Source organism: Pseudomonas violetae (assembly GCF_023072615.1).
GTDB classification, from domain to species: Bacteria; Pseudomonadota; Gammaproteobacteria; order Pseudomonadales; family Pseudomonadaceae; genus Aquipseudomonas; species Aquipseudomonas violetae.
The window spans coordinates 95185-119759 of the sequence record NZ_JAKNRW010000002.1; the positions used below are offsets into that span (position 1 = coordinate 95185).

General features: G+C 57.7%; 22 protein-coding genes. 7 read left to right on the plus strand and 15 right to left on the minus strand.

The window, feature by feature from the left end; translation table 11 throughout:
- The first annotated feature begins 28 nt into the window (after positions 1 to 28).
- The 3 genes from L9059_RS02765 (at position 29) to L9059_RS02775 (ending at position 4735) form a co-directional block, all read left to right on the plus strand.
- Positions 29 to 1699 carry a BCCT family transporter gene (locus L9059_RS02765; RefSeq protein ID WP_247287130.1) on the plus strand — a complete coding sequence of 557 codons (1671 nt, stop codon included), beginning with the start codon at positions 29 to 31 and terminating at the stop codon, positions 1697 to 1699.
- Between the two features lie 100 nt (positions 1700 to 1799).
- The gene (locus L9059_RS02770; protein WP_247287132.1) at positions 1800 to 2921 is read left to right on the plus strand and encodes a mechanosensitive ion channel family protein; all 1122 of its coding nucleotides are present in this window, start codon (positions 1800 to 1802) and stop codon (positions 2919 to 2921) included.
- A gap of 326 nt (positions 2922 to 3247) precedes the next feature.
- Entirely contained in the window at positions 3248 to 4735 is a 1488-nt protein-coding gene (locus L9059_RS02775; RefSeq protein WP_247287134.1) for a SulP family inorganic anion transporter, read from the plus strand.
- A 121-nt stretch (positions 4736 to 4856) separates the two neighbouring features.
- Here L9059_RS02775 and L9059_RS02780 read toward each other — a convergent pair whose 3' ends face one another.
- The 3 genes from L9059_RS02780 to L9059_RS02790 form a co-directional block, all read right to left on the minus strand.
- Positions 4857 to 5579 carry a 3'-5' exonuclease gene (locus tag L9059_RS02780; protein WP_247287136.1) on the minus strand — a complete coding sequence of 241 codons (723 nt, stop codon included), beginning with the start codon at positions 5577 to 5579 and terminating at the stop codon, positions 4857 to 4859.
- The gene (locus tag L9059_RS02785; protein ID WP_247287147.1) at positions 5579 to 7453 is read right to left on the minus strand and encodes a DUF294 nucleotidyltransferase-like domain-containing protein; all 1875 of its coding nucleotides are present in this window, start codon (positions 7451 to 7453) and stop codon (positions 5579 to 5581) included. Before L9059_RS02785 ends, L9059_RS02780 begins: the two co-directional genes overlap by 1 nt.
- A gap of 161 nt (positions 7454 to 7614) precedes the next feature.
- The gene (locus L9059_RS02790) at positions 7615 to 9069 is read right to left on the minus strand and encodes a TrkH family potassium uptake protein (RefSeq protein WP_247287149.1); all 1455 of its coding nucleotides are present in this window, start codon (positions 9067 to 9069) and stop codon (positions 7615 to 7617) included.
- Positions 9070 to 9367: 298 nt separating this feature from the next.
- Between L9059_RS02790 and L9059_RS02795 the strand changes: the two genes are divergently transcribed.
- Positions 9368 to 10663 (plus strand): DUF2254 domain-containing protein, encoded by a 1296-nt coding sequence (locus tag L9059_RS02795; RefSeq protein WP_247287151.1) that lies wholly within the window; start codon positions 9368 to 9370, stop codon positions 10661 to 10663.
- Here L9059_RS02795 and L9059_RS02800 read toward each other — a convergent pair.
- The 12 genes from L9059_RS02800 to L9059_RS02855 all read right to left on the minus strand — a co-directional run bounded on the left by L9059_RS02800 (position 10657) and on the right by L9059_RS02855 (position 21025).
- Positions 10657 to 11979, minus strand: a complete 1323-nt coding sequence (locus L9059_RS02800; protein WP_247287153.1) for a chloride channel protein — start codon at positions 11977 to 11979, stop codon at positions 10657 to 10659. The two genes, L9059_RS02795 and L9059_RS02800, sit on opposite strands and share 7 nt — an antisense overlap.
- A 174-nt stretch (positions 11980 to 12153) precedes the next feature.
- Positions 12154 to 13104 carry a carbamate kinase gene (gene arcC, locus L9059_RS02805; RefSeq protein WP_247287155.1) on the minus strand — a complete coding sequence of 317 codons (951 nt, stop codon included), beginning with the start codon at positions 13102 to 13104 and terminating at the stop codon, positions 12154 to 12156.
- Positions 13105 to 13306: 202 nt separating this feature from the next.
- The gene (locus L9059_RS02810; protein WP_247287167.1) at positions 13307 to 14215 is read right to left on the minus strand and encodes a F0F1 ATP synthase subunit gamma; all 909 of its coding nucleotides are present in this window, start codon (positions 14213 to 14215) and stop codon (positions 13307 to 13309) included.
- Entirely contained in the window at positions 14215 to 15813 is a 1599-nt protein-coding gene (locus tag L9059_RS02815; RefSeq protein ID WP_247287169.1) for an alternate F1F0 ATPase, F1 subunit alpha, read from the minus strand. Before L9059_RS02815 ends, L9059_RS02810 begins: the two co-directional genes overlap by 1 nt.
- A complete protein-coding gene (locus L9059_RS02820; RefSeq protein ID WP_247287180.1) occupies positions 15810 to 16583 on the minus strand; it encodes a F0F1 ATP synthase subunit delta in 774 nt (257 codons plus the stop codon). Before L9059_RS02820 ends, L9059_RS02815 begins: the two co-directional genes overlap by 4 nt.
- A gap of 3 nt (positions 16584 to 16586) precedes the next feature.
- Positions 16587 to 16877, minus strand: coding sequence for a F0F1 ATP synthase subunit C (locus L9059_RS02825; RefSeq protein ID WP_247287182.1), 291 nt, complete (start codon positions 16875 to 16877; stop codon positions 16587 to 16589).
- Positions 16878 to 16919: 42 nt separating this feature from the next.
- The gene (locus tag L9059_RS02830) at positions 16920 to 17621 is read right to left on the minus strand and encodes a F0F1 ATP synthase subunit A (RefSeq protein WP_247287211.1); all 702 of its coding nucleotides are present in this window, start codon (positions 17619 to 17621) and stop codon (positions 16920 to 16922) included.
- Positions 17612 to 17938: an ATP synthase subunit I gene (locus L9059_RS02835; RefSeq protein ID WP_247287221.1), complete on the minus strand. Its 327-nt coding sequence runs from the start codon at positions 17936 to 17938 to the stop codon at positions 17612 to 17614. Before L9059_RS02835 ends, L9059_RS02830 begins: the two co-directional genes overlap by 10 nt.
- Complete coding sequence (locus L9059_RS02840; RefSeq protein ID WP_247287223.1) at positions 17931 to 18272, minus strand: AtpZ/AtpI family protein; 342 nt, start codon at positions 18270 to 18272, stop codon at positions 17931 to 17933. The genes L9059_RS02835 and L9059_RS02840 overlap by 8 nt, the downstream gene beginning before the upstream one ends.
- Positions 18269 to 18673 carry a F0F1 ATP synthase subunit epsilon gene (locus L9059_RS02845; protein WP_247287224.1) on the minus strand — a complete coding sequence of 135 codons (405 nt, stop codon included), beginning with the start codon at positions 18671 to 18673 and terminating at the stop codon, positions 18269 to 18271. The genes L9059_RS02840 and L9059_RS02845 overlap by 4 nt, the downstream gene beginning before the upstream one ends.
- The gene (gene atpD / locus L9059_RS02850) at positions 18654 to 20132 is read right to left on the minus strand and encodes a F0F1 ATP synthase subunit beta (protein ID WP_247287231.1); all 1479 of its coding nucleotides are present in this window, start codon (positions 20130 to 20132) and stop codon (positions 18654 to 18656) included. The genes L9059_RS02845 and atpD overlap by 20 nt, the downstream gene beginning before the upstream one ends.
- Before the next feature lie 128 nt (positions 20133 to 20260).
- Positions 20261 to 21025: a Crp/Fnr family transcriptional regulator gene (locus tag L9059_RS02855; RefSeq protein WP_247287233.1), complete on the minus strand. Its 765-nt coding sequence runs from the start codon at positions 21023 to 21025 to the stop codon at positions 20261 to 20263.
- A gap of 444 nt (positions 21026 to 21469) precedes the next feature.
- On the opposite strand from L9059_RS02855, the gene L9059_RS02860 reads away from it, so the two are divergent.
- The 3 genes from L9059_RS02860 (at position 21470) to dctM (ending at position 24443) form a co-directional block, all read left to right on the plus strand.
- Positions 21470 to 22465: a TRAP transporter substrate-binding protein gene (locus tag L9059_RS02860; protein WP_428480247.1), complete on the plus strand. Its 996-nt coding sequence runs from the start codon at positions 21470 to 21472 to the stop codon at positions 22463 to 22465.
- Between the two features lie 65 nt (positions 22466 to 22530).
- Positions 22531 to 23160 (plus strand): TRAP transporter small permease, encoded by a 630-nt coding sequence (locus L9059_RS02865; protein WP_247287235.1) that lies wholly within the window; start codon positions 22531 to 22533, stop codon positions 23158 to 23160.
- The gene (dctM, locus tag L9059_RS02870; RefSeq protein ID WP_247287237.1) at positions 23160 to 24443 is read left to right on the plus strand and encodes a C4-dicarboxylate TRAP transporter large permease protein DctM; all 1284 of its coding nucleotides are present in this window, start codon (positions 23160 to 23162) and stop codon (positions 24441 to 24443) included. The genes L9059_RS02865 and dctM overlap by 1 nt, the downstream gene beginning before the upstream one ends.
- Positions 24444 to 24575 lie beyond the last annotated feature (132 nt).

The window sequence follows — 24575 nt, forward strand, 5'->3', positions numbered from 1 at the left end:
GAAGCGTGCCACTACCAAGGAGGCTCTCATGGGGAAAAACCCTATGGATGATCTACCAGCTAATTCTCACTCTGCCAGTGAGGATGGCATCCCGGCTCCAAGCGGAGCAGCCAATCTGATCGATACCGACTACGTCATCGGTCAAGACAATATCAAAGGTGAGTTTTCGTTCTCGCTCGATATCCACGGCAAAGTTTTCATCATCTCGGCAGCCACGATCGTGCTCTTCGTCATTTTGACGCTGGCACTGCAAAACGAGGTAGAGCCACTCTTCAGCTCGATCCGTAACTGGTTGACCAGCCACCTGGCGTGGTTCTTCATGAGCGTCGCAAACATATTTGTTGTGCTCTGCCTGGCGTTAATCGTTTCCCCACTAGGAAAGGTTCGATTGGGTGGCAGAGACGCCAAGCCAGATCACACTTACCTTAGCTGGTTTTCAATGCTCTTTGCTGCCGGCATGGGCATCGGCTTGATGTTCTACGGCGTTGCCGAACCCATGTCGCACTACGCGGCCTCGATGGGGGGCGTCACGCTCGATGCCAGTGGGGTTCGCACTGACTGGGCGCCTCTGAGTGGCGCAGCAGGTGATATGAAAGGCTCTGCCGAATTGGCAATGGCCACGACGATCTTCCACTGGGGCCTGCACCCTTGGGCGATTTACGCGATTGTTGCTTTGTCGCTCGCGCTGTTCTCGTATAACAAAGGCTTGCCGCTGTCGATACGTTCGATCTTTTATCCATTGCTGGGTGAACGGATCTGGGGATGGCCGGGGCATATCATCGACATCCTTGCGGTGTTTGCGACCTTGTTCGGGTTAGCGACGTCCTTGGGTATCGGCGCGGAGCAAGCCGCTGCGGGGATCGAATACCTCTTTGGCATCCAGTCGACGAATCTCAGCAAAGTACTGCTGATCATCGGCATTACGATGATCGCGCTGTGGTCGGTGCTTGCAGGTCTGGACAAGGGCGTCAAGATGCTGTCCCAGATCAACATGGGCCTGGCCTTACTTCTGCTCCTGTTCATCATTGTCGTGGGCCCCACCCTGGCCATCTTCACGGGGTTCTTCAAAAACCTCGTGAGTTATGCCGAGTACCTGCCTGCCCTTTCAAACCCTTTTGGACGAACTGACACTGAGTTCACCCAGGGCTGGACGGCCTTCTACTGGGCATGGTGGATCAGTTGGTCTCCTTTTGTCGGGATGTTTATTGCCCGGGTTAGTCGCGGTCGTACCGTAAGAGAGTTCCTGGTCTCTGTTTTGCTGGTGCCTACTGTGGTTTCGGTACTGTGGATGACGACGTTCGGCGGAACGGCGATTGATCAAGCGACTGTTCAAGGTTTTGTTGGCGTTAAAGATGCCGTCCTGGAACTGAAGCTGTTCGCCATGCTGGGGAATTTGCCGCTCAAGGAAATCACCTCGTTCCTGGGCATTATTCTTGTCATCGTCTTTTTCATCACATCCTCGGACTCCGGCTCCCTGGTAATCGACACCATTACCGCAGGTGGCAAGGTCGACGCGCCTGTTCCGCAGCGTGTTTTCTGGGCTGTGATCGAAGGTGTGATTGCTATCGCCCTGCTGCTCGGCGGTGGTTTGGTGGCGCTGCAAGCAATGGCAGTCTCCACCGGCCTGCCTTTCGCTATTGTACTGATGCTGGGATGTGTCTCTCTGGTCAAAGGACTGCTGTCTGAACCCCGATCCTGATGCGTTACTGTTTTCAGATGGATAGGTAAGTTCGATTGACCTGCGAGACTGTGATTTCGTTATGCAGTTACTGTCTCGCAGGGCTTTACTGGAGACCTGCATGCTACAAGACACTTTTGACCTCTTTGTAAATTACAGTTTTCTGGGGATCGCTTTAGGGCATTGGCTGCTGGCGTTCTTCGCAACACTCATCAGCTTCGTCCTGGCCAGAACGGCCATTCGATTTGCGCTCAAGAAAATCCGAAAGAGATCCTTGCTACCCAACACCGACCTAAGTCATATCGCGCTCGACGTGCTTTCGGTCACCAGCAACACACTTCTGTTTTTAGCCTCGGTACTTATCGGTATCGGGTTTCTTGATTTGCCCGAGCGTTGGCTGGGTCGTGTCAGCAGCCTGTGGTTTGTGGTTGCGGCCTTGCAAGCGGGCCTTTGGGCGAACCGTGCGATTGCATTGGCTCTATCCCGATACTTTCGACGCCACGGCTCTGCCGAAACATTCCAGGCCAGTGCCCTGGCGACGCTTAGCCTATGGGGCGCGAAGGTATTTCTGTGGGTCGTCGTGGTCATGGCAATGCTGTCAAACGTCGGGGTGAACATCACCGCCTTCGTCGCAAGCCTTGGCGTAGGCGGTATTGCTATTGCGTTAGCGGTGCAGAATATCCTGGGAGACGTATTCGCCTCTCTTTCCATCGCGGTCGACAAGCCTTTTGAAGTGGGCGATTTTATTGTCGTCGGTTCACTGTCCGGTACGGTAGAACATGTCGGTCTCAAAACCACACGGATACGCAGCCTGGGTGGTGAGCAGATCGTGATGGCGAACGCACAAATGATCGGCAACACCATACAAAACTATAAACGCCTTCAAGAGCGCCGCATTGTGTTTGAGGTCGGCCTGACCTACGACTGCTCTGCCCAACAGGTCAAGGAAGTACCGCAGCGGATTGAGAAAATCATCAAAGGGCAAAAGCTGGCTCGGTTCGATCGCTCCCATTTTCGCAGCTTCGGCGATAGCGCTTTAGAGTTCGAAACGGTGTATATCGTGCTCGATCCCAGCTACAACGTTTACATGGATGTTCAGCAAGAAATAAACATCGGGATGATGGACGCTTTTGCCGAACTGGGTGTCAGTTTTGCGTTCCCTTCGCGCACTGTTTATGTCGCTTCATTACCAGATGCCAAGGCGCCTGGGCCGGTAAAAATGGCTACTGAACAGCAGCTCTGATGTATTGATCTCGAAAAAAACCGAGCGGCCGGTGGCTTGACACACTGGCCTCCCCTTGCGGTTGTGTTGGTGCCGCGCCGCCGGTTATGATCCCCGCGTCATTTTTTGACTTCTCGAAGGAAACGCCTTGTCCAGCTTCAACTGGCAGCCTACGCCGCCATAGCGCTACGCCCCCTCGCAAAACCCTGACCGCCTCCTAGCTGCGGTCGCACTCTGCTGCGCCCAGTTTTTGTCGTAGCAACCCACAATCAATTGGATACAGGCACGCCTGCAGGGCTCATGGGCTTTGAGCTGCGCGTCATGCCGTGCCTGACATGGGTAAATCAATGCTTGAAAATATCAAAGCCGCTTGGCTTTCAAACATCCGGGCGGATGTACTCGCAGGTCTCGTCGTTGCGCTAGCCCTCATTCCCGAGGCTATCGCCTTCTCCATCATTGCCGGAGTCGACCCCAAGGTTGGCCTCTACGCCTCTTTCTGCATCTGTACCGTCATCGCATTTGTCGGCGGTCGCCCGGCGATGATCTCTGCGGCCACAGGCGCCATGGCTTTGCTGATGGTGAACCTGGTCAAGGACCATGGCCTGCAATATCTGCTGGTTGCCACACTCCTCTGCGGCGTATTGCAGGTCATCGCCGGCTACCTGCGACTAGGGGAACTGATGCGCTTCGTTTCGCGCTCGGTCGTGACCGGATTCGTCAATGCGCTGGCGATCCTCATCTTCATGGCGCAATTGCCGGAGCTCACCGGCGTCACCTGGCCTGTTTATGCAATGACGGCTGCAGGCTTGGCAATCATCTACCTGTTCCCACTATTGCCGGTCGTGGGTAAGTGGCTGCCCTCGCCTTTGGTGTGCATCCTGGTGCTTACTGCAGTTTCGGTGTACATGGGGCTCGATATCCACACTGTCGGCGATATGGGGTCGCTGCCTGATAGCCTGCCGATCTTCATGTGGCCTGACGTGCCGCTGAATCTGAATACCTTGCTCATCGTGCTGCCCTATTCCGCTGCGCTGGCGGTGGTGGGGTTGCTGGAATCGATGATGACCGCAACGATCGTCGATGATCTGACCGACACATCCAGCGACAAGAGCCGCGAATGCAAAGGTCAGGGCATTGCCAATATCGTGAGCGCAATGATCGGCGGAATGGCGGGTTGCGCAATGATTGGCCAGTCGATGATCAACGTGAAGTCGGGAGGCCGAACGCGCCTGTCGACGCTGAGCGCGGGCGTGTTGTTGCTAATAATGATGATCTTCCTCGGTGACTGGCTTGCGCGCATACCGATGGCGGCACTGGTTGCGGTGATGATCATGGTATCGATCAGCACGTTCAGTTGGGGCTCCATTCGCAATCTCAAGCAATACCCGCTTTCCACGAACGTTGTAATGGTCGTGACTGTGGTTGTGGTCGTTGCCACCCACAACCTTGCGTTTGGTGTGATCGCGGGGACATTGCTGGCCGCCATGTTCTTCGCCAACAAGATCGCCCACTACCTCGACATCACCTCCAAGCATGATCCCGAGCATAGCCACCGTACGTACTATGTCACTGGGCAAGTTTTCTTCGGTTCGGCAGATCGGTTTGCCAACTCGTTCGACCTCAATGAACACCTCGAAACCCTCACCATTGATCTGCGCGAAGCGCATTTCTGGGACATCACGGCCGTCGCGGCCCTGGACAAAGTGGTACTCAAGCTTCGTCGTGAAGGCATTCAGGTCGATGTGATTGGCATGAACAGGGCGACAGCCACGCTCGTGGATCGATTCGCCGTTCACGACAAGCCAGATGGCATTGACACGCTGATAGGCCACTAATCGACGTGCCCTGCCCCCTCTCCGCCCGCGCTTACGCAACGTACTGCAAGTAGCGTGGCATTGAGGACACAGGGTGATCGATGGCCCCTGACATCGGCTTTTCAGTGATTGAAGACCGGCCTCAATTCCACAGTGCCTCAATCGGCGTTGACGGCGAATAGTGGGTGGCTATTTGTGCCTGCAACAGTTCGGCAGCAGCCAGGGCATCGGTCAAGGCATGGTGCGCATGGTAGGCCGGCAGGTTATAGCGCGCGCGGCTGTCGGCCAGCCTTATTGAGAGCTTGGGGCGACGCAGCAGTCGGTCGAGCCAACTTCGCTTTTGTCGATGCATTCGCGCTTCCAATTGCATCGTGTCGATAACCGGAAATTGCACGCCCTCTCCCAAAAAACGGTGCAGCGCTTGATCGAGGAAGCCGCGCTCAATATTTCGGTAATGTACGACCATCACTTTACCGGCCATCGCTTCCAGCAGTTCCCCAACTATGTCGGAGAGTCGCGGGGCATCCAGAATGTCGGCGTGGGTGATGTGGTGGAACGTCACCGACTGGCCATTGAGCTCGGAAGGCGGTTGTATGACCCAATAAAGAGCCTGGCCACAACGTATCCGCCGTAGGCTGAACGGGATCAGTCCGATACTGACAATGCTGTGGGATTCGGCATCGAGACCGGTCGTTTCAATGTCGATTGCCAGCAGTTGTACATGCTCTATTGAGGTCTGTGCCGGTACAGACCCGGCTTGATAGAATTTTTTCAGATCGGGATGACTCACTTCCTCCGCCAATACCTGAAACCTTGCAGCCCAGTCTATCTTCTCGAACTGTCGATCGACTTTCACCGCGCTCATTACGATGGCCGACCGTTGAGTGGGTAGCGGAATCGCAAGAAATTCTGCGCGTTGCTCAAGACCTGAAACGCATCTTTGAGGTTATGCCGCTCGCTGGTGGAAAACCGCTCTGGCTCTATGTAGTTGTCAGGTATCGCGCCTTGCTCCAGCGCGTCTGCCTGATGCCGGATCCTTACCATGGACAGGAACTCCAAAGCGTAACGCAGGTGCATCAACGCGTCCGGAGGCATGAGCTGAGTGTTGCTGATCGCATCGAGGCGATCAAAGGAGTTCTGCGCCGTGCTTGCGCAAGCAAGGGCGTGGATGCGAATAAGGTCAGTCAGCGGCGCAGTGCCTCGGCCTTTGAGGTTGATGATGCCCTTCTGCCGGCCGTCGGTTTCCACCACGAACGTGCGGAAAAAGCCTAACGGTGGTGTTCGATTAAGCGCGATCCGGGCCATGGCGTGGAGAAATCCTGGATGGGTACTGGATTTACGGGCGCATAACTCCTTGAGTTCCTGCACCAGTTCCAGTTGACCATAGACTCCGTCCAGATCGAAAAAAATACAGCTGTTAAGCAAGGTCGCCGGATTGGGCTTTTCGATCCATTGATCAAAGTAAGCGCGCCAAACCCGCAGCGGTTGCCGCCATTGATCATTGGTGGCCATGATTCCACCCTTGCAATAGCTATAACCGCATGCCGCCAGGCCATCGCTGACAAATGTGGCCAAGCGCTTGAAGTACTCATCATGCTGAACGGGGTCGAATCGATCATCGAGGACCAGGGCATTGTCCTGGTCGGTCACCAGCAACTGCTCATCTCGTGCCATCGACCCCAGCACCATGAAGCAATACGGCACAGGCGGCGGCCCCAGTTGTTTTTCCGCCAGCTCGATCAGACGCTGGGTGAAGGCACGACCAACACCTGCGATCGCACTCCCGATCATGTGTGCTGTAGCGCCGTCACGCACCATGCGAATGTAGGTTGCTCGCAGATCACGCAGCAGTGATCGCAGGCCCTCGACTGAGGTTTGGTTGGAGATCCGATTGACCAGGTACAAGCTGCTTTGGGACTCGTACCGGATGATATCCGACAGGTTGATCAGACCTAAGGTCTTGCCTTTATAGGCGACGGGCAGATGATGGATATTGCGCCGCAACATGACCAGCATGGCCTCGAATACCGAGTCATCGGCCTGGATTGCCGCAGGATCAGTCGACATTATTTCGCTGATGGAGGTTGCGCTGTCACTTCGTCCTTCAGCGACCACTCGGGTGCGCAGATCCCGGTCGGTCACAATGCCGACCATTTCTGCTTGCCGCCCCGCAGGCCCCATGACCACGACGCAAGAAACGCTTTGCTCGGTCATCACTTTCGCCGCTTCGTGGACTGAAGTGTCGCTGCTCACCCACACCAGCTCACGCGATATCAAGGCGCGGCATTTGAGCTGGATCAGCTCACTCGCGCGGCCCTGCGCCTCGACAGCGGTCTGCAGCCTTGAGTGGCCCTCAGCCTCGACAAAGTCAGCGAACGCGTCGTGCTGCGCGCACAACTCTGCGAACATGTCGGCGGGAATAAAGTAGATCAGGCTGTCTTCCAGTGCTCTGGCCGGAAAACGAACTTTGTTGCTGCGCAACAAACCCGCCTGCCCGAAGATATCCCCTTCGACGAGGCGGTTGTAAAGATCACCGTTGCGCCGATAAATCTCCACGGCACCGCTGCGCACGTAGTGCAAATCCTGGATGACCGCACCGGCCACAAGAATATCGCTGCCGGCTTTGAAATAACTGACTTCGATTCGCTGGGCTATTGCGTCCAGCGACTCTTGAGGCAACTGATCAAAGGGAGGGAAACGATGAAGGTGGTCGCGAATCTCCTGTAACTCGATTTGCATGGAACCTCGGAGACGATCAAGAAAAAGATGACTGAGTCTTGCACATGCCTGTGGGGTCTGGCGCGCTGAAGACAGCGCTTACCAGACCATATCCAGTCACGTTGTTCAACCTTTGGCAGTGATCAAGCGACTCCCACCTTCGTGTTCCAGGACTACGGCGGTCAATATCTCCAGAACACCGGCGTTATCAGCACCAGCACCGTCAGGATTTCCAGCCTTCCCAGGAGCATTCCAATGGTCAATAGCCATTTGGCAGCGTCAGGTAATGATTGGAAATTACCTGCCGGACCAATGATCGTGCCAAGCCCTGGCCCGACGTTACACACCGCCGTCGCGGCGCCACTCAACGCGGTTGTCCAATCAAGCCCGATAAGTGCCAGCCCCAAGGCAATGGCGGCAATTGTAATGGTGAAGAAAAAGGAGAAGGTCAAAAGCGAGCGCAAGATCTCCTCATCAATGGGGTGACCGTTGTACTTCTTCTGAATCACTGCTCGAGGATGAATCAGTTGCTTCAAGCTACTGACCAGCAACGCGGCAGCCACTTGAAAACGGAAAATCTTCAGGCCCCCAGCCGTAGAGCCTGAACATCCACCGACGAAGGTCAGGTAGAAAAACAGCAGGACAGCGAAGCTGCCCCATAGGGTGTAATCACCCACTGCAACACCGGTGGTGGTGACGACCGAGGTCACGTTCACTGCCACGATACGAAGCGCATCCCACCATCGGTATTCGCTGTTAAAGCACAGCCAGGTCCCCACCGCCAGCCACGTGACAATCAAAAAGCCGATAAACCCGCGTACCTGATGATCTTTGATCAGCGCACGTCGATGACCGCGCAATGTGGCAACGTACAAGGTAAAGGGCAGACTGCCCAGAATCATGATCACCACCGCGACCCAGTGGATAGCGGGCTGCGTCCAATGTCCAAGTGAGGCGTCCGATGTTGAGAATCCTCCGGTGGAGATCAACGACATGGCGTGGTTGAGCGCTTCAAACGGCGTCATCCCGGCGATCCAGAGCGCAAGTGCGCCGCTACCGGTAAGCCCCAGATAAAGAAAAAGGATGTACTTGGCTGCCACATGGGAGCGCGGAGTCACCTTCTCCGACCAATCCGAAGATTCAGTCTGGAAAAGACGCATGCCCCCTACTCGCAGCAGCGGAAGGATCGCCACGGCCATGCCGATGAAGCCGATACCACCCAACCACTGCAGCATCGAGCGCCAGATCAACAACCCCGGAGAGGCTGTATCCAGGCCACTCAGGACTGTTGAGCCGGTGGTTGTGATACCGGACATGGTTTCAAAAAAAGCGTCGGTGTAACTGATGTGACTGATAAAGACCATTGGCAACGCGGCGAAGGTACACACCACCACCCAACTGCCGGTCGTCAGCAGGTACATATCCCTGGGACGAAGTTGCGCAATATCCGGGCGCCCTCGCACGATCAACAATAGACCGCAGACGAAGGTAATCAAACTGGACCAAAGAAAGGCCGATAGATCGTCGCTGCGCTCGTAGACCACTAACGTGATCATCGGGATGGCCATACTGACAGCCAACGTAATAAGAAAAATACCTAAGATGAAGCCAATGAGCCGTATTGCCGCGATGGACATAGAAGTAACCTGACAAATGAGTGCCGCGCGGTATCAGAGGCTTAGCCTCCTGGGCCCGCAATTTCTAAGCGCGATCAGCAGGATCGCAATGCGTCGGCGTGATTCTCGCCTATTAAGGGGTATGTCCACCTCAAAACTTTATTCTCCCCCGGTTTTATCCGAAGATTGCGGTCAGGGAGACGGCTGAATGAACCATCCGTACCCACGAGAACTCAACCAAGGAGAGTCATCTCCGCTCCTTTGCTAACCGGAACCTGAAATCATTGACTGATCACACCACTATCAAAAGGTATGAAAAATGATCGCTCGTTGGCGCTGGTTGTTGCAACAACTGACCAAACGGCTTTGGTTCAGAGCGAGCCTGTTTTCATTGCTGGGCGTGGCTACCGCATTACTTGCCGTTGTCTTCAAAGACTATATTCCCGCATCACTGCCCACCCGTATTGGTGCCGACGCCGTCGACAAGATACTGGGCATCATCGCCTCAAGCATGCTCGCGGTGACCACCTTTTCTTTAAGCACAATGGTGACTGCCTATGGTGCGGCCAGCAGCGGCGTGACCCCCCGCGCCACTACGCTGGTGATGGAAGACACCACGACACAAAATGCCCTCGCGACCTTCATCGGCTCATTTCTTTTCAGCTTGGTGGGGATCATTGCCTTGAGCACAGGGGCCTACGGCAGGCAAGGAAGGGTTCTGCTATTTGCCGTGACCATTGTCGTGGTGATTCTGATTGTCTACACCCTGTTGCGCTGGATCGATCACCTTTCCAAGCTTGGACGGGTAGGCGAAACCATTGACCGTGTCGAACAGGCGACTATCGACGCGATAGATAATCGAGTGCAATGGCCTTACTTGGGCGGTGCGCCTTACCCTGACGTTTCGGGCATTCCCGCCTCCGCTTATACGTTGGCAAGCCAGCAAACGGGGTATGTCCAACATATCGATGTGAACGCGTTGGGGGCTATTGCCAAAGCGTGCGAGATACAGCTATTTGTAGAGGTTCTTCCGGGAAGTTTTGTTCACCTGGGCATGCCGCTCGCGCGGATCGTGAGCCTCAACACGGAGCGCGTCGACGACTCACATGCCTGCAACGAAAAAATCCTCGCGGCCCTGACCATAGGGGTACGTCGAACGTTTGAGCACGACCCTCGGTTTGGGCTATCAGTGCTCTCAGAGATCGCCTCACGAGCCCTGTCGCCTGCGGTCAATGATCCCGGGACAGCCATTGACGTCATCGGCCGCGGGCTCAGAAGCCTCACCTGCTGGGGTCAACCACAAGATCCTGTCGCCAAAATCCATTCCGATTGCGAGCAGGTTTACCTTCGTGGCCTGGTGGTCGATGATTTGTTCGATGATTTTTTCGCGCCGATTGCCCGTGACGGGGCGGCCTTGCTTGAAGTCGATCTTCGGATGATGAAGACCCTTGTGAGTCTGGCGCAGATCAACCCGATTTTATTCAAAAGTCCTTGTACCCGGCACGCGATTCTTTTGCTCAAGCGCGCAGACAATGCACTCACGCTGAAGGAGGACAAAGAGCGGCTGAGAGCCGCGGCCGCGGCGCTTTTGAACGAAAACGCTAGCGCCTATTGATGGGCGTTGTCGCTTGGCGGCTTCACCGCGGATGATTGCAGAAAGCCGCGAGCCAACTGCTGATACAACTCGGGGCCCATCCTTGAACTGACCGCTTTGGCAATCAGCGCGACAGCCAGGAGACTGATCACCATCCCATGGCTGTCGATCATCTCCATCACGATGATTGCGGAGGTGATAGGTGATTGCGTTACAGCCGCCAGGAAACCGACCATACAAAGCGCAATGATCGGCTGCGTAGCCAAATGGAAGAGCTCCGCTGCGTTCGCACCGACCGCCGCCCCAACCGCCAGGGATGGAGCAAAAATTCCACCGGGGATCCCGGAAAAATAAGTCACCACAGTCGCGAGAAAGCGCGTAATTGGCGCGTGCCATGGCAGACCGACATCGGATGCGATGATCTGCGAAGTAACCCCGTAACCACTGCCAAATGACATCCCGCCACTGAGCCAGCCAAGAATCGCTACGATCATTCCACACGCACCGGCGAACCAGACCGGATGCATGCGGCGCCACTCCCAGACAACAAATCGATGATGCCGTTGTGGCCAAAGCAGCATCCGGCTGAACAGTCCACCCAGAAGCCCGCAGCCGATTCCGCTTGCCAGCACCGGTACCACGATATCGAGATTGATATCCTGCACGTCAAAGTGGCCGAAGTAGTTGTAATTGCCCTGCAAGGCGATAGCGACCATTCCTGACAGAATGATCGTGCTGAGCAATACCCCACTGGTCCGTGTTTCCAGTTTGCGGCCCAGTTCCTCTACCGCAAAGGCCACACCGGCCAGCGGCGTATTGAACGCTGCCGCGATGCCTGCTGCGCCACCGGCCAGAATCAGGTCCTCGGGGCGGATAATTCGAGCATTGGGCAGGTAACGGTGAAAGAAATGCATGATCGAGGCAGCGACCTGAACAGAAGGACCTTCGCGTCCGGCTGAAAAGCCGCCGGTGAGCGCCAGTGTGCCAAGACCGATCTTGGCAAACGCAATACGCAGTGAGACCAATTTGCCGACCGGTTTGCCTTGGTGTGCAAGACGTGTAGCGGCGATGACCTGAGGAATTCCGCTGCCTTGGGCGCCGTCAAAAAACCGAGTGGTCATCCACACCACGAGCATGCCGATCAAAGGTGTGTATATGAACGGTAGCCAGGGTCGTTCGGCGGTCTGCAGGGTAAATTGGGTCAGTGCCAGGTCGGCCAGTCGAGCGAACATCACCACAAGAAGGCCTGCGAGGGTGGCGGCTGCCCAGAGCGTCACTCGAGTGCGCCAACGGATCGAGGCAAAACGACGTCGTATCAGCAATAGCGGTTTGATCACCCGAGCGGATTCCCGTTGAAGTTCAAGAATGTGAGGCAGCCCAGATTAACCGGTTACGGGGTGTCCTCCAACCGCACCGGCCCACATCGATAAAGAAACGGCGCAACGCGGCCTGGCACACGTTAGGCCTGCGGCTTAAGGCGATAGTGACTAACAGCTACCGCCTTCTCTTGCTCAAGGCCTCGATGAGCTGACGTCATCACCGTTTTTCGCAAGGCAGACCTGGGTGCCCGCGTTGCCGGCGATCATTTCTTCAATCTGGTCGAGCGAACCGATGACGGCACGATGACCGGTCGCGAGCACAAAGCTTCGCGCCGCCTCGACCTTCGGTCCCATCGAACCTTCAGGGAAAGGGTGCCGGGCAAGCTCCTGCGGTGTGACGTTGCCGAGCGCGCGCTGCGTGGGCAAACCCCAGTCGAGGTAGACCGCCGACACGTCAGTGGCGATGATCAGCACGTCGGCTTTAAGGTCGCGGGCGAGCAAGCTGGTGCACAGATCCTTGTCGATCACTGCTGACACGCCGTGCAGTTTCTTGTCGCCACTCGCCCCCGTGGATGCCACTGGAATGCCCCCGCCACCGGCGGCGATGACCAGCGCGCCATGCTCCAGCAACCACCGAATCGCCTGTAATCCGAGCACACGCAACGGCGCCGGCGATGCCACGACACGCCGAAACGCGTCACCGTCCACCGCCATGACCCAATCCATTTGCGAAGCGATACGCTCGGACTCGGCCTGGGTGTACATCGGCCCGATCGGCTTGCTGGGATGGCTGAAAGCCGGATCGTGCGGATCCACCTCAACCCGTGTGATCAGTGTCGTCACCGACCTCGTGGCGGGCAGCAAGTTGGCCAGTTCCTGTTCCAGCAGGTAGCCGAGCATACCGTCGGTCTGCGCGCCCAACACATCCAGCGGGTAGGCTTTTACCTTCTCGTAGGCAGCAGCCTGAAGGGCCAGCAACCCCACCTGAGGACCATTGCCATGTGTCAGCACCAGATCATGATGCGCGGCCACGCGCGCCAGTTGTGCAGCTGCACCGCGGATGTTCTCCAACTGATTTTCTGCCGTCGGCGGTTGGTCACGCCGCAACAGCGCATTTCCGCCCAACGCGACCACGACCTTCATGAGTGGCTCCGGCGCGGCTGCGCCAGCCCCTGACACGGTCGGCCAACTTCAGCGTTCACACCTTCGGTCATGACGTGGGTTTCCTATTCACAGTGTTCTATTCACAAAAGTCACCGCCACGCCAGTGCGAGCCGGCAGGTCCTGCGCAGTTAGTCTGTGTGCCATGCCTCGGTCTGTCTGTTCGACAGCACACAAAGTCTGTTTAGGGCTGAGCGCCAGAATCTGCGCTGGGTAACAAGGCGTCGAAGCCGGAGATCACGTCGAACAGCTCTTCGTCGATACCGGCTTGGCGCAAGCGGTGGTAGTTGGCATTTAGCTCTAGCAGAAGCTCGCCGATGTTGCGATCTGCGCGCTGCATGGCGGCGAGACGACTGGCGTTCTCACTGGCCAACGACTCGGCGCTGGCCCGAAACAATGACACGAACAGGTGCTCGCGAATGAACGCGCGTAGGGTCTGCGCATTGGCGCTTAGAACTTCGGGCAGTTGCGCGGTGGGCCAAGGCTGCTGTGCCAAGCCGCGCTCCCAGTGCCCGTCCAGGGGCAGCAGCCGCTGACTCACAGGGTTATAGCCCGCGTCATTGGGTCGGTTATAGAAAAGGATCAACGTGGTGTTCTGTGGCTCGATTGCGCTGCCGGCAGTGGGGATTTTTTGCAGGATCTGTCCGACGAGTCGCGTGATTTGCTCAACCGACCCCGGCACGACAAATGCCCCTTCAAGTTGCCGGCCGGCATCGATCAGTCGCTCATGTACGCGCTCGCCCACCGCCCAGATCTTCGTCGCACCGGACGCCGACTGGCCCAGGGCATAGTCGACCACCACCTCGTTGAACCGTCCCACCAATCCCTGATCGGAGCCAAATACCACCGCGTGCACCACGTTGTCCTCGGCGTGCGTTGACGATAACCGCAGCGGCTGCCCACTGGAATCGACCGTGCGCAAACACACACCCAATCCCAGTTCGACCGTGTGTGCGTAATCGGCCAATGCGGCCACCGAGCGCTCGTACTGCCCGATCGCCGAGGCCGCAGAGGCTTTCATGACCCGTACAACGGATTTCAGGTCCCCGGCGCTGCTGATCTGACGGCGCAGTGCGGTAATGTTGGCGGCCATCAGGGTTGGCCGGTGTCGGTCGCGGCACCTGAGGCGGGCGAAACCGGTGCTGACTGCGCTGGCGCCAGGAACACGGCAATGGCCTGGCGTGCGACTTCGGTGACCTGTTCGCGATCGGCGTCGGTCAGTTGACCGGCTGATGCCAGTCGTTGGCCCACATCCTCGGGCAGGCCGTTGGCAGCCTCCTCCACGGCTTGCTGTGCGGCAATCATGCTGTCGAGCGGCACCGGGTCGAACAGCGCGGCATTCAATGCCAGCAAAATAGCGATCTGCGCAGGCACCGTCACCGGCGACAATTCCGCCTGGCCCAGACAGGCGCGGATACGTTTACCGTGGACGATGGACTGTCGCGTGTCTTCGTCCAGGCGGGCACCGAAGCGCGCAAAAGTTTCCAATTCTTCGAACTGCGCATAGGCAAGCTTGAGGTCGCCCGCCACCGCACGATAAGCCGCGCGCTGAGCCTTGCCGCCCACCCGCGAGACAGACTGCCCGACATCGATGGCCGGCAGCACGCCCAGTTCGAACAGCGACGGCGACAGCACAATCTGCCCGTCTGTAATGGAAATCAGATTGGTCGGGATGTAAGCCGAAATATTCTGCGCTTCGGTTTCGATGATGGGCAGCGCGGTCATCGACCCCCCTCCGCGCTCGTCATTGAGGTGGGTGGCGCGCTCCAGCATGCGCGAATGGATGTAGAAAATATCCCCCGGAAACGCCTCGCGGCCCGGAGGGCGACGCAGCAGCAGCGACAGCTCGCGGTAGGCACGGGCGTGGTGCGTGAGGTCATCGTAGACAATCAGCACGTCGCGACCAGACTCCATGAAGTACTCAGCGATGCTCGTGGCGGCATAAGGCGCGATGTAGGACAGGCCCGGCGCCTCGTTGCCTTCGGCCACCACTACCACAGTGTAGGCCAGCGCCCCTTTTTCGCGCAGGTTGGCCACCGCTTTGGCCACTGCCGACGCTCGCTGGCCGATGGCGCAGTACACGCAAAATACGTTTTTGTCACGCTGGTTGAAGATGGTATCGATGGCGATCGCTGTCTTGCCGGTCTGGCGGTCACCCAGGATCAGTTCGCGCTGGCCACGCCCGATGGGGATCAGCGCATCGATGACCTTCAATCCGCTTTGCAGCGGTTCGGTGACGGGCGCACGGTCCATGATCGGCGCTGCCGGCCGTTCGATGGGCAGGCGCTTTTCCGTCACCAACTGTGCGCCGCCATCCAGGGGGCGACCCAATGGATCAATCACCCGGCCCAACAACGCCTCGCCCACGGCCACGTCCATCACACGACCGGTGCGGCGCACTTCCTGGCCGGCGTGCAAGTGAGCGTAGTCACCCAGCAGCACCACATCGACACCCTCTTCGTCCAGGTTGAAGGCGATGCCCGACAAGCCACCGGGAAAAGAAACCAGTTCCTCAAAGCCCAAGTGCGGTAATCCCTGGACACGCGCAATACCCGTGGAAACGCTGACCACCGTGCCCACTTCGTGCAATACCAATTGCGCAGTGAACGCCTGGAGCCCCTGGCTGATGCTGGCGAACGCGTCTTCAAGGACGCTTTGCAGCGTCACGTCCAACGACGCGGGCAAAGTCATGCGCGCTCCGTCGTCAACAGTGGTTTTTTCAGGGATGCTGCCAAGGCATCGAGGTACTCGGCAATGCTCCAGGCCAGCTTCACACCCTTCGCACTCAGTTCAATGCCGGTGACCAATTCAGGGTCCGACTCAAACGTGAGCGTCAGCGGCTGGCCCAGCAACTCGTTCAGCGCGGCCTGGATCGAGGCACGTTGCGCGTCCGGCAATCGGAATGCACTACGTACCAGGGCGGATTCGCCCTCGGTCGTGCTCTTCAGCGCAGCGGTTAATGCGTCCAACGTGGTGCCTTCGAGTGCCTGCAAGCGTTGGATGAACACCTCGCACGCACGCTGCTCCAGGCTGACCGATGCAAGATCGCCCAGCACCCGGCGTGAGATGTCGTATACCTGCCGTTGTGTGCGACGCACGATCTCAGCGTGCAAACGCTGCTTTTCAGTCACCAGCGCCTTCGCGCGCGCCACACTGGCAGCCTCGGCGGCCTGGCGCGCTTCGGCCAGCAGGCGCAGACGCTGCGCGTTGGCCTCCTCGGTGGCCTTGCTCAGCAAAGCGTCTCGCTGTTCGTCGAAAGCCTGGTTCTTGCGCTCGAACTCGTCTTGCTGCTGATGGGCCTTCGCCTTGGTGTCGGCGGCGTCCTTGAGTTCGGCAGCAATCTTCGCCTCCCGCGACGCGATTGCGTCCAGGACCGGTTGGTAAAGAAAGCGCTTCATCAACCACACCAGAATGAGGAAGTTGAGCAACTGCGCGCCAACGGTGAACCAGTCGATAAGCACGGTCTACTTTCCTGCCGCTTGGGTCGCTGCGGTGATGGCGGCGTTCCAGAACGGGTTGGCGAAGATCAGGATCATCGACACCACGAAGCAATATATGGCCGTTGATTCGATCATTGCCAGGCCGACGAACAACGTACGAGTGATGGTGGCCGACGCGTCGGGCTGCTGGGCCAACGAACTGAGCGCCGTGGCAACCGCCCTGCCCTCGGCCAGTGCGGGCGCCATCGTACCGAAGCCGGTAGTCAGGCCGGCCATGACAATGGAGGCGACGGCGATCCAGGTGAGAGAGTCCATAAGCGTGCCTCAGTTTGAGTTGACAGGAAATGGCGCCGCGGCTCAGGTGTCCGGCGTCGATGAGGGTGCGTTAGCCGCTTTGCTGCGGCGTGTGGCCGCGGCGATGTAGACCGCCGCCAAAATGGTAAAGATGTAGGCCTGCACCATGCCAGTGAGCAAGCCCAGCAACGTCATCACGATCGGGAAGACAAACGGCGTGATTGATAACAGGATGGCAATGATCATCGCGCCGCTCATCATGTTGCCAAACAGACGCACAGCCAGCGCCAGCGTGCGCGACGCTTCACTGATGAGGTTGAACGGCAACATGATCGGCGTCGGTTGCATGTACGACTTCAGGTAGCCCGCCAGCCCCTGACCCCAGATGCCAAACAGAGGAACCGCCACCAGCACGCACAGGGCCAGTGCTACCGTGGTCGACAGCGATGCGGTGGGCGGCTCATAGCCTGGGATCACGGTGGCTAACGCCGCCGCAGCGATGAACAGGAACAACGTTCCGAGAAAGCTCAGGTAGCGATGGGGTTGCTGCAGACCGACATCATTGATTTGCCCGACAATCGCGGTCACCACGATCTCCAGCAGGTTCTGCCAGCGTGAGCGTTGGTGACCGGTAGCGAGGCGGCGCGTAATCAACGCCGCGCCCAACACCAGTACGGTCATCAGCGCCCAAGTGAACACAATGGTGGCATTGAGCTTAAAGAAGCCATATTGCCAAAAGATCCAGGCATCAGGTGTCAGGCGCATGGTGGCGGTCCGGATGTTGGCGGCGCCAGCGGGGCCGCAGTCGGTTGTGTGACACGCAAGACGATCACGCGAGCCATTAGAAAACCCAACATGCACAGGCCCAGCCGCGCCGGTTGACCGGCACCGACAAGGTAAAAACCAAACAACACGGTGGTGGTTCGCAATATCAGGCTGGCAAAAAACCAGCGGGCCGGTGTCGGCGATAAAGCGCCACGGCGCACTGTCCACCATAGTCCGCCAAAAAAAACACAGCCCAGCGCGGCGCCCGCCAACAGCGCGGCCAGCCCAACCAGAGCCCAGGTACCATGGTCAATCATCGCCCTGCTCCTTCTCATCAGGTTCGTCGTGCATGGCCTCATCTTCCTTTGACACCCAGTGCCAGGCGTTCAGGCAACCGAGGGTGAGGCCCGCCACCAGCAGGGCCAGCGTCCAGGAATGGCCGCCGGGATGGTGCTTATCGAGCCACAGTCCAAGGGCCGCGCCGAGCAACGTGGGCACCACCACCGACCAGCCAATCAAACCCATCATGCCCAAGCCGAACCACACCACAGGCGTGTCCCTGCGGCGCGCCTTGAGTTTGCGGGACGCCTTGGCGCCGACCTGTTCAGCCAGAGTCGGGGTGGCAGGCGTGCGTTTGGGATCCGGTTTCATGACGAGTGCTCGCGCAAAGAAACGAACCGGCGCATAAACCCGGTTTCCAGCCGCACCATGGTCTGGCGCATGGCTTGCTCTTGCGCGTCCAGGGTCAGGAACTGTTGCTCGATTGCATCGCGCAGGTGGGCCAGATCATCGCCGCGTAACGCCCGACGCACCGATATCACGACATCCGCTCCGGCCTTGACCAGCACGCCCTCGTCCAGCGCCAGGAACACTTCACCTTGCGCCTCGATTTCAAAACTGAGGATGCCCGGTACAAGCGCAGCCACGCAGTCCAGACGCCTGGGCAGCAAGCCGAATGCCCCTTGTGCCGTTTCCACAACGATGCACGACACGTTCGTTTCGACGGCAAACACTTCGAAGGGCAGCAACACTTTAAGTGTCATCAACAGCATGAGTCGGCTCCTTGGCAGCCTCGCTGGCCTGCGGCTCGGTCTCGGTTTTGGTTTTAATCTTGGCCTTGGCTTCGTCGACCGTACCGATCATGTACAGCGCGCTCTCAGGAAAGTCCTTGAATTCGTCCGCCAGAATGCGCTCGCAGCCATCCAGCGAATCCTGCAGGCTGACGAGCTTGCCGCTCATGTTGGTGAACTGCTCGGTGGTGAAGAATGGCTGCGTGAGAAAACGCTCCAACCGCCGCGCACGGGCCACCACTTTGCGGTCGTCGGGCGACAATTGCTCCAGCCCGAGCATGGCGATGATGTCCTTGAGTTCGGCGTATTGGGCCAGCGTGCGGCGGATGGCCTGCGCCAGTTGGTAGTGGCGCTCGCCGACGATACCCGGCGTCAGCACTTTGGAGCTGGACTGCAGCGGGTCGATGGCTGGAAACAGCCCTTCGCTGGCGCGTTTGCGTGACAGCACGATCGACGCCGAAAGGTGCGAGAAGGTATGCACCGCCGCCGGATCGGTGAAGTCATCGGCGGGTACATACACTGCCTGAATCGAGGTGATCGCGCCGCTGTCGGTGTTGGCAATACGCTCTTCCAGTGCCGCCAGTTCGGTGCCCATCGTCGGTTGATAACCCAGACGGGATGGCATCTGCCCCATCAGGCCAGAGACTTCCGAGCCGGCCTGGATGAAGCGAAAAATATTATCGATGAGCAGCAACACATCGCGTTGTTCATCGTCGCGAAAATATTCCGCCATCGTCAGCGCGGCATGCCCCACCCGAAAGCGCGCCCCGGGCGGCTCGTTCATTTGGGCAAAGATCATCACCATATTGGGCAGCACGCCGGCGGCCTTCATTTCGCGGTACAACTCTTCGCCCTCGCGCGAGCGCTCGCCGATACCGCAGAAGATGCTCACGCCCTCCTGATGACCGATCATGTTATGGATCATTTCGGTCAGCAGTACCGTCTTGCCGACGCCAGCCCCGCCGAAGAGACCCGCCTTGCCGCCGCGCTCCAGGGGCGTCAGCACATCAATGGCTTTGATACCGGTCTCAAACACTTCGGATCGAGTTGAACGACGTACCAGGGGCGGTGGCGGCTGATGCACAGAACGCCATTGCACCGCATCCGGCGCGGGCTGGCGATCGATGGTATTGCCAAAGACGTCGAACATGCGCGACAGGATCTTCTTCCCGACCGGGGCCTGCAACGGCCCCCCGGTGTCGTGCACCGGCATTCCTCGTGCCAGCCCCTGCGTGGGCGTCAGCGCGATACCCCGCACATGGTGCTCGTCGCGCTGGGCCAATACCTCGATGGCAATCCTGCCCGCATCGCCGGCGCGCAGCAGGGTGTGGATGGGCGGCAGCGCAGCATCGAAACGAATGTCCACGACACTGCCACGCACTGCCGCGACCACACCAAAGTCAGCCGCATCCTTATCGGTTCTAACCTGGCGCTCCTTCATCTCGTAGTCTCCCGTCGAGTCGTCGTGCAGAGCGGGTGTCGAAGCGACACTCCGTCAGCCTTGCTTCATCATCACCGGCACACTCATCAGCCGCTGTGCGGTAACGAACACAAGAGGCCGTAATAGCGTCAGTGAGCATGCGCTGTAAACGCATGACAGACGGGTCTGCTCAAGGGTTCTGGCACTGCGTAAGGGAGTAGTCGATCGGTCTCATGTTTAACGACGGCGTAACACTCGCAACTCAATTCCTCGAGCTGCGCACGGTCGAGCACGGTGATCAGCCCTCGGCAGTACTCGATCACGCCGAGTTTTTGCAACTTGCGGGCGGCCTCGGTGATGCCTTCACGACGCACACCGAGCATGTTGGCAATGAGTTCTTGAGTCATGACCAACTGGTTACCCGGCAGGCGATCCAACGACAACAACAACCAACGGCACAGTCGCTGGTCGATGGAGTGATGACGATTGCAGACAGCCGTCTGGGCCATTTGCGTGATCAGCGCCTGGGTGTAGCGCAGCATCAGACGCAACATTTCACCGTGGCGATTGAACTCGTCCTTGAGCAACTGCCCTCTGAGGCGAAACGCGTAGCCAGCACTCTGGACGACAGCCCGGCTCGAAGTGCTCTCGCCCCCCATGAACAACGCGACTCCGATCAGCCCCTCATTACCCACCACTGAAATATCCGCCGCCGCACCGTTCTCCATTACGTAGAGTAGTGAAATGATGGAGTCAGTCGGGAAATAGACGTAGCGCAGAACGTCTCCTGGCTCGTACAGAACCTTGCCCAAGGGGAAAGACACGAGTTCCAGTTGAGGCAGCAGGCGATGCCGAATCTCGACCGGCAACGCGGCAAGCAGATGATTTTGCTGAGGGCTTGGTATCTCGGACATATCAGTAGCCTTTTGTGAGAGCCAGATAAACTCGCCTGTCTGCCTCTTTATCAAAATGGATTGGGGCCAAGGCTGCGCAAGTGGGAGTCGTCAACCACTGCCAGGCATTGGGCCATAACGCCAAAGCGCCAGCCCTGGCTTTACACCGCGATGACTTCAATTTAGGCGCCTGAATGGGTCATGAGTAGCCTCGGAAACTACCTATACGCAATGATTTTGAGTGCCAGGGCAGTGCTGGTTATTGGCAAAAGGTTCGGCAACTACTCAGGGGCAATCGCAGGCCTTTGCGCGCTGACGCCTGACGTTATCTGCGTTGCGCTCCAGCAATATCCGGGAATCAGCCTTCAAACTTGATTTTTTGCCTAGACTTGTCGTTGGCCGTATGACGAATGCGCGTCAGAACATGGAACTGTACAAAAACTAAAACAAGAGGAATTCCCCCAAATGTTCAAATCCATATGCAAGGCACTCGCCTGCACTCTTGCTCTGGGAAGCATGAGCACGGTCATGGCTGCTGATCCGATCATCATCAAGTTCTCACACGTGGTCGCCGAGCAGACCCCAAAGGGACAAGGCGCAGTGCTGTTCAAGAAGCTGGTCGAGGAACGCTTGCCCGGCAAGGTCAAGGTTGAGGTCTATCCGAACTCATCGTTATTTGGTGACGGTAAAGAGATGGAAGCCCTGCTGTTAGGGGACGTACAGTTGATTGCGCCATCACTGGCCAAGTTCGAACAGTACACAAAGACCGTTCAGCTGTTCGATCTGCCCTTCTTGTTTGATGACATCGCCGCGGTCGACCGCTTTCAGTTGAGCCCGCAGGGCCAAGCACTGCTCAAGTCCATGGAAAGCAAAAACATCACAGGCCTGGCCTATTGGCACAACGGGATGAAGCAGCTGTCGGCCAACAAGCCGCTGCGTGTTCCTGGCGATGCCCGAGGCCTGAAATTCCGGGTGCAAGCCTCAGCCGTACTCGAGGAACAGTTCAAGGTCCTGCGCGCCAATCCGCGCAAGATGAGCTTTGCCGAGGTGTATCAGGGGTTGCAAACCGGTGTGGTCAACGGTGCGGAGAACCCTTACTCGAACATCTACAGCCAGAAAATGCATGAGGTACAGAAATACATCACTGAGTCCAACCATGGCGTGCTGGATTACATGCTGATCACCAATACCAAGTTCTGGAATGGCTTGCCGCCGGATATTCGCAGTGAGCTGGACAAGATCATTGTGGAAGTCACCGCCCAGGTGAACAAAGAGGCTGAGCAACTCAATCAGGACGCCAAGCAAAGCATCATTGCCGCCAAAACCACCGAAATCATCACCCTGACACCGGAACAACGCGAGCAATGGCGAGTGGCGATGAAGCCGGTCTGGCAAAAATTCGAAGCGGATATCGGCCCTGAGCTGATCACTGCTGCCGAAGCCGCCAACAAGGCCAAATGACCGGTGGGCAGGTGCTGCCGGCGCGGCAGCACCTGCCTGTCATCACGACACAGGAGATGCCATCCATGAATGCCTTTCGGCGCATATGGGAACACTTCGAGGAGGGATTCATTGTCTTCCTTTTGGCCGCCATGACCTTGGTGACGTTCGTCTACGTCATCCTCAACAACCTCTATACCCTCTTTTACCGGCTTGCCGACCACTGGGAAGGCGCCAGCGAGACGTTGTTCGCCATGGGCGATCAGGTCATGACAATGGCTCAGGCCATGACCTGGAGCACCTCGCTGACCAAGGCGCTATTTGGCTGGCTGATCTTTTTCGGATTGTCCTACGGCGTGCGTACAGCCGGTCACATCGGCGTTGACGCCCTGGTAAAACTGGCCAGTAAACCTGTTCAGCGGCTCATTGGCATTTTGGCCTGCCTTTGCTGCCTGACCTACGCCGGACTACTCAGTGTGGCCAGCTTCGAATGGATTCATACCTTGATGACAGCAGGCATAGGCGCCGAAGATCTGGGCCATTACGGCATCATGCAATGGCACATAGGGCTGATTGTTCCTTTGGGTTTTGCGTTGGTATTCATCCGTTTCGCTGAAATTTTCGTGCGCATCCTGTTGCACCGCCAGACAGGTCTGGGCCTGGCCGATGAAGCCGCTGACGTGATGAAACTGACCGAACACGAGGACGACAAATAATGACCATTGCCTTCCTGTTCGCGACACTCTTCGCACTGATGTTCATCGGTGTGCCGATAGCCATTTCCCTGGGCCTGGCCGGCTCACTGACCATTGTGTTTTTCAGTCCGGACTCCGTCCGTTCGCTCGCAATCAAACTGTTTGAAACCTCAGAGCACTACACACTGCTGGCCATTCCGTTTTTCTTGCTGGCAGGCGCCTTCATGACCACCGGTGGCGTCGCACGCCGGCTGATCGACTTTGCCAACGCCTGTGTCGGTCATATCCGAGGTGGTCTGGCGATTGCCGCCGTATTGGCCTGCATGCTATTTGCAGCCCTTTCCGGCTCCAGCCCGGCAACGGTGGCCGCAGTCGGGTCAATTGCCATTGCCGGCATGGTTCGCTCGGGATATCCGCAAGCCTTCGGCGCGGGAATCGTCTGTAACGCAGGAACCCTGGGCATTCTGATACCGCCCTCGATCGTAATGGTGGTCTACGCTGCCGCTACCGAGACGTCCGTCGGCAAGTTGTTCATGGCCGGCGTCATACCTGGCCTGTTGCTGGGCTTGTCGCTGATGGTGGCTATCTACATCGTAGCGGTGAAGAAAAACCTGCCCGCCATGCCACGCGCAACGCTGCGAGAGTTTCTAAGCACCGCGCGCAAGGCGATCTGGGGCCTGCTGTTGATGCTGATTATCCTGGGAGGCATCTACACCGGGATGTTTACCCCCACAGAGGCTGCTGCCGTTGCCGCAGTGTATTCGGCATTCATCGCCTTGTTTGTCTACAAGGACCTGACGTTTCGTGAGGCGCCTAAAGTCCTGCTGGACTCGGCCAAGCTGAGCATCATGCTGATGTTCATCATTGCTAACGCCATGCTATTTGCTCACGTATTGACCACCGAACAATTACCCCAGCAAATCACCACCTGGGTCATTGAGGCCGGACTGACGCCGGTGACCTTCCTGCTGGTGGTTAACGTGGTTCTGTTGATCGCCGGTGCCTTCATGGAACCCTCGGCCATTATTCTGATTCTGGCACCGATCCTTTTCCCCATTGCCATGAAGCTTGGTATCGACCCGATTCACCTTGGCATCATCATGGTGGTCAATCTGGAGATCGGCTTGATCACACCGCCCGTCGGTCTGAACCTATTCGTGACTTCCGCCGTGACGGGAATGACAGTGCCCGCGACCATTAAGGCCGCGATGCCTTGGCTGATGCTCTTGCTGTTGTTCCTGATGCTGATTACCTATGTCCCATGGATTACCCTGGCGCTACCAAACTGGCTGGGCATGAATTAATCCACCTCAACCCTGTCAACCTGCGTGCGTCAGCGAACAGACGCTGACGCGGGCGACAGCGCACCGTGTCCTTGGGCAAGTCGAATTATCGGCCTGCAGCCTTTCCATGTACCGAGGACATCGATCGGTGCG

What these genes read in the sequence shown, in the direction of transcription:
- L9059_RS02765 (WP_247287130.1), top strand. Translation starts at nt 29, where the DNA reads ATGGGGAAAAACCCTATGGATGATCTACCAGCTAATTCTCACTCTGCC.
- L9059_RS02770 (WP_247287132.1), top strand. Translation starts at nt 1,800, where the DNA reads ATGCTACAAGACACTTTTGACCTCTTTGTAAATTACAGTTTTCTGGGG.
- L9059_RS02775 (WP_247287134.1), top strand. Translation starts at nt 3,248, where the DNA reads ATGCTTGAAAATATCAAAGCCGCTTGGCTTTCAAACATCCGGGCGGAT.
- L9059_RS02780 (WP_247287136.1), bottom strand. Translation starts at nt 5,579, where the DNA reads ATGAGCGCGGTGAAAGTCGATCGACAGTTCGAGAAGATAGACTGGGCT.
- L9059_RS02785 (WP_247287147.1), bottom strand. Translation starts at nt 7,453, where the DNA reads ATGCAAATCGAGTTACAGGAGATTCGCGACCACCTTCATCGTTTCCCT.
- L9059_RS02790 (WP_247287149.1), bottom strand. Translation starts at nt 9,069, where the DNA reads ATGTCCATCGCGGCAATACGGCTCATTGGCTTCATCTTAGGTATTTTT.
- L9059_RS02795 (WP_247287151.1), top strand. Translation starts at nt 9,368, where the DNA reads ATGATCGCTCGTTGGCGCTGGTTGTTGCAACAACTGACCAAACGGCTT.
- arcC (WP_247287155.1), bottom strand. Translation starts at nt 13,104, where the DNA reads ATGAAGGTCGTGGTCGCGTTGGGCGGAAATGCGCTGTTGCGGCGTGAC.
- L9059_RS02810 (WP_247287167.1), bottom strand. Translation starts at nt 14,215, where the DNA reads ATGGCCGCCAACATTACCGCACTGCGCCGTCAGATCAGCAGCGCCGGG.
- L9059_RS02815 (WP_247287169.1), bottom strand. Translation starts at nt 15,813, where the DNA reads ATGACTTTGCCCGCGTCGTTGGACGTGACGCTGCAAAGCGTCCTTGAA.
- L9059_RS02825 (WP_247287182.1), bottom strand. Translation starts at nt 16,877, where the DNA reads ATGGACTCTCTCACCTGGATCGCCGTCGCCTCCATTGTCATGGCCGGC.
- L9059_RS02830 (WP_247287211.1), bottom strand. Translation starts at nt 17,621, where the DNA reads ATGCGCCTGACACCTGATGCCTGGATCTTTTGGCAATATGGCTTCTTT.
- L9059_RS02835 (WP_247287221.1), bottom strand. Translation starts at nt 17,938, where the DNA reads ATGATTGACCATGGTACCTGGGCTCTGGTTGGGCTGGCCGCGCTGTTG.
- L9059_RS02840 (WP_247287223.1), bottom strand. Translation starts at nt 18,272, where the DNA reads ATGAAACCGGATCCCAAACGCACGCCTGCCACCCCGACTCTGGCTGAA.
- L9059_RS02845 (WP_247287224.1), bottom strand. Translation starts at nt 18,673, where the DNA reads ATGCTGTTGATGACACTTAAAGTGTTGCTGCCCTTCGAAGTGTTTGCC.
- atpD (WP_247287231.1), bottom strand. Translation starts at nt 20,132, where the DNA reads ATGAAGGAGCGCCAGGTTAGAACCGATAAGGATGCGGCTGACTTTGGT.
- L9059_RS02855 (WP_247287233.1), bottom strand. Translation starts at nt 21,025, where the DNA reads ATGTCCGAGATACCAAGCCCTCAGCAAAATCATCTGCTTGCCGCGTTG.
- L9059_RS02860 (WP_428480247.1), top strand. Translation starts at nt 21,470, where the DNA reads ATGTTCAAATCCATATGCAAGGCACTCGCCTGCACTCTTGCTCTGGGA.
- L9059_RS02865 (WP_247287235.1), top strand. Translation starts at nt 22,531, where the DNA reads ATGAATGCCTTTCGGCGCATATGGGAACACTTCGAGGAGGGATTCATT.
- dctM (WP_247287237.1), top strand. Translation starts at nt 23,160, where the DNA reads ATGACCATTGCCTTCCTGTTCGCGACACTCTTCGCACTGATGTTCATC.